This window comes from Bartonella queenslandensis AUST/NH15 (assembly GCF_000312585.1).
GTDB classification, from domain to species: domain Bacteria; phylum Pseudomonadota; class Alphaproteobacteria; order Rhizobiales; family Rhizobiaceae; genus Bartonella; species Bartonella queenslandensis_A.
The window spans coordinates 70,863-74,494 of sequence record NZ_HE998006.1 but is presented as its reverse complement, the minus strand read 5'-3'; the positions used below and the strand labels follow the sequence as shown (position 1 = coordinate 74,494).

The following is a 3,632-nucleotide window of genomic DNA, read 5'->3' as shown; positions in this document are numbered from 1 at the left end:
CCCCATGGTGCATATCCAACTGCCGTTGCGATAAATTTTTTTTGCATAGGATGTTTACGTTTTTTTAAGAACATCTGGTTTAATATTCCCTAATCTAAATCCATAACTTTACCAATGGGTTTATTTACCTCAAAATGGGCCGTACAGAAGCGTTTTAATTTCAATGTGGTTTTTATCATAAAATCTTTAAATCGCTCTGTACGGTACCTTTTTGTCGATTTAAACGCATGTCTAATCCAATATGAATACCAAAATTCACCACTTTGCTGTCTACTCAATGTGTTTCACAATCCCACCAATGCCATTTAAAGTCTCTTCAAGCCTTTGCTTTTGAACAAGTGTAAGCGGTTTTGAAGATTCCCTCGCTGCTTGCTCTTTCAAAAGTTTTTCACGGGTATTCAAAATCGCCTTGCGTATAAGATTGGCTTTTCTCAAAAGGTCGTTTTCCAAATCACGACATAACCTTACAAGTTCACGTGTGCTCGGAAAAAACGTATCCGACAAACCATCTATCTCATCACATAAAATCCGTTTAACCGTTGTCATCAGTAACCACGCAGAGATATTTTCCAAAACCATTCCATAAGTTAACGCCATGCCTTCATGATCGGATTGCTGCGATATTTTCAAACCACATGATAGCATGCGAATAGCTTTTGCTATATTCTCTTTACTTGCTTTCACTGCGAATAACTCTTGCAGTTGATCACCAGCCTCTAAAGCAATCGCTTCCTGCTGTTTCGTTAGTTGGCTGCCATCTTTCAAAACCAATGGGAATCCCGGTGCTATCATCTCGTGAATGTGATTCAAAGTACCCTCGATTTCCGATATCAAGGATGCTGTCTGCGATGCGCTCTCCAATGCTCTTTTGCTTTTGAGTGTAATGTCCATAATTTGCACCTTGTTTATTGACTTTATGATCTTTTGAATTTCTTACCCAATTACGCCATGTTGCTTGCCAATCTCGCTTGCTAGCGTCTTTACCTGCCTTGGCATTCCAATAATCTCGAAACTTTGCAATCTCGACTTTCACACGCTCTGGAGGCAAGCCCTCTCGAATTGCAAAATCGTAATCGGGTTCAAAGTCCGCAGGCAATCGACAACCTCGATCCGTTTTAACCCGCTTGGTTTTTTTCAAAACGTTTTCTTGCTCGTGAATGGGAAGTTGGTTTTCTGATGATGTTGCGATTTGCTCTGATTGGCTCTCAACAACATCAACCTCGATTGGCTCTTCAACAAAATCTGTGATTTCCAAATTTTCAAAATCAATTTCTTTTTTTGCTAATACGATAGTATTAGTTTTTTTATTATATATGTGATTGTGGTTGTGGTTGTGATTGGCATCATTTAGCATTGCTTTAGCATTGCTATTAGCATCATGCTTAGCATCATTTAGCATTGCTTTAGCATCATGCTTAGCATTGTTAGCATCATACTCATTGTTATCTTGAGACTTTTCCCATCTTGCTTTCGCTGCCCTCTGCGCTCTTTCTGAAAACTTGTTTAAATTTTCATTTGAGTTATTGAGTTCCTCTTCAACTTGTAAACTCCACAAACGCCCATCTTCTAAACAAATAATCTTCTTATCGCGTATTAAAAACTCTACTGCTTTATTAAATATCTTTTTTGAACAACCCGCGCTATGCGCTAATTTGTCTTGATCATAAAAAATAGGCTCTCCATTTTTACGCATGTGCCATTTCAATGTAACGTATGTCGCTATTTGAAATGCTTTCATACCATTAGTTTCTGCAAGACAATCTGACGGAAAGCTGCGAACCCAAACCAACTTAGTTGACATATTTCCCCCCTATTTGTTCATTTATCTTGTAAAGTAACTCCATCTGCGCATTAGCGAGGTTTATCTCTTCTTCAAAAGTCTTGAGATCTTTCTCAAGCTCTGGCTTCCACAAACTGCCATCATCTGTTTTAGTAACTTTACCAATCTTGATTAAATACTCGACAACATTTCCAAACTTTCTCGTCGAGCAATTGCAAAAACGCGAAAGCATTGCAAAATCATCTGTAAGTGGTTCTTTCTTGTCATACATACGTAAGAGAAGTGTTAGGTAAATTCCTCTTTGCTCTGGTGTCATTTCATATGTATCGCTAATCCAATCATACAGATAAAACTTTATCCATGGTAACTTAACTTCCTTTATATTTATGGGCTTAGTATTTATGTGCTTAGTTGCCATGTATTTTTCCCTTCTCTTTAATTATTAAATGTAAAATTGCTAAAGCGTCTGCTTCATTATCATCTTTCGGTGCATGCCCTTTTGAACACATTGCACTCATCATCTCTTCTTTCGATGCATTCCCCTTCCCCGTCGTCGCTTTCTTAATCGTACAAACGGGTATACCTTCATAAGGAATTTGTTCGTGTTCACACCACGCCGTTAACGTTGCTAGTAAACCACCATAAATATGAGCCGCGTCTGTACCTAAATGACGCCTCACTTCTTCAAAATACACCGCGTCAATGCCCCCTGCTGTAACCTTTATTTCTGATAGCCATTGCTTAAAGCGTAAAAAACGCATCCCACCGCCTTCAAAACGACGGGGGTGAAAATTCATAGTACCACTGATGATATGACTATCCGCACCACGCACCGCCCACCCCATCTTCGTACCTAGATCCAAACAAAGAATTGTGTTAATCACCGCACCACTCCATACAAAACGTGTTTTATAAAATTACTTATTCCATAAAACCGTAATGCATCCCTATCTCATCACTTACTTTTCTTCTTATTTTTATGAGGCTTTTCTTTTACAGCTTCACCACGACGCTTAAGCTCTTGTGTAAGTCTTTCAATTTCTGCGTCCTGTAATTGATATTCTGCTTCCAGGGTATCTATAATTTCGTTTTTCCATTTGAACGCTGCTTCATACTCATCTATCTGTTGCTTCAGTCCTTTAATTTGCTCTTCATATTTTTTGAGATCATCATCACATTCATCAATTGTCTGCTTGCTTTCCTTTAAAAACTTAAACTCTTTCTTTCTGTTTTCTTCTTGAAGATCTTGAACCTGTTTCTTAAGCGTCTTAACTTGATCGCGATAATACAAAGCAAAACGAAACATCACCCCACTAAAAAGCAATACTCCAAACACTACACACACAACTATCGCTATCATTTCATTTGAACTCATTTTGATCTCCATTAATTTTTATCAGGGCGGTTATCACAACCAATTTGTTTTGCTTCGAATTCCATGAGGAAAAGAATACAGCAGGCAGCGTGTGCTAAATGCGATAAACCGCTTTCGCTATCTTTATCTTCCCCTTCAAACCATGATAACAAGTGACGCAAGGCTGCGCCGTGAAAACGACTCCAATGCGCGCCTTTGCGCCAGTTGTTTTCCCCATACTTCTTTGCTCCAAACTCTAAAACACGACCGATTTCCATCAGTGCCAACGGCGGTATAAGCTCTAAACGCGCCTTGCCATCATCATTCTTATGCGCTTCCCTTAAAGCCATCATCATCTCCTTAAGGCTGCAAACTATCGCCGGTGTGATCAACACCGCAGCTCTTGCAAATTTTTGTAATTGAGGGGCGTTGCTCTTGCATTAATGACTGCAAGCGCTTGGGATAGAAGAAATCATCTGGACGTAAATCTATGTCATG

6 protein-coding genes are annotated in these 3,632 nt (G+C 39.2%); all 6 read right to left on the bottom strand.

All coding sequences use genetic code 11. From position 1 onward, the window contains the following. Window positions 1-270 precede the first annotated feature (270 nt). Entirely contained in the window at window positions 271-771 is a 501-nt protein-coding gene (locus tag BN338_RS06895; RefSeq protein WP_244427619.1) for a hypothetical protein, read from the bottom strand. Next, a complete protein-coding gene (locus BN338_RS06890) occupies window positions 707-1,801 on the bottom strand; it encodes a DUF1376 domain-containing protein (RefSeq protein ID WP_039760370.1) in 1,095 nt (364 codons plus the stop codon). Before BN338_RS06890 ends, BN338_RS06895 begins: the two co-directional genes overlap by 65 nt. Beyond that, window positions 1,791-2,198 carry a DUF1376 domain-containing protein gene (locus BN338_RS06885; RefSeq protein ID WP_051018507.1) on the bottom strand — a complete coding sequence of 136 codons (408 nt, stop codon included), beginning with the start codon at window positions 2,196-2,198 and terminating at the stop codon, window positions 1,791-1,793. The genes BN338_RS06890 and BN338_RS06885 overlap by 11 nt, the downstream gene beginning before the upstream one ends. Next, entirely contained in the window at window positions 2,188-2,664 is a 477-nt protein-coding gene (locus tag BN338_RS06880) for a crossover junction endodeoxyribonuclease RuvC (RefSeq protein ID WP_039760369.1), read from the bottom strand. The genes BN338_RS06885 and BN338_RS06880 overlap by 11 nt, the downstream gene beginning before the upstream one ends. Window positions 2,665-2,735: 71 nt before the next feature. Continuing rightward, window positions 2,736-3,155, bottom strand: coding sequence for a coiled-coil domain-containing protein (locus tag BN338_RS06875; protein ID WP_039760368.1), 420 nt, complete (start codon window positions 3,153-3,155; stop codon window positions 2,736-2,738). Between the two features lie 11 nt (window positions 3,156-3,166). Further along, window positions 3,167-3,484, bottom strand: coding sequence for a dATP/dGTP diphosphohydrolase domain-containing protein (locus tag BN338_RS06870; RefSeq protein WP_051018506.1), 318 nt, complete (start codon window positions 3,482-3,484; stop codon window positions 3,167-3,169). Window positions 3,485-3,632: the final 148 nt, after the last annotated feature.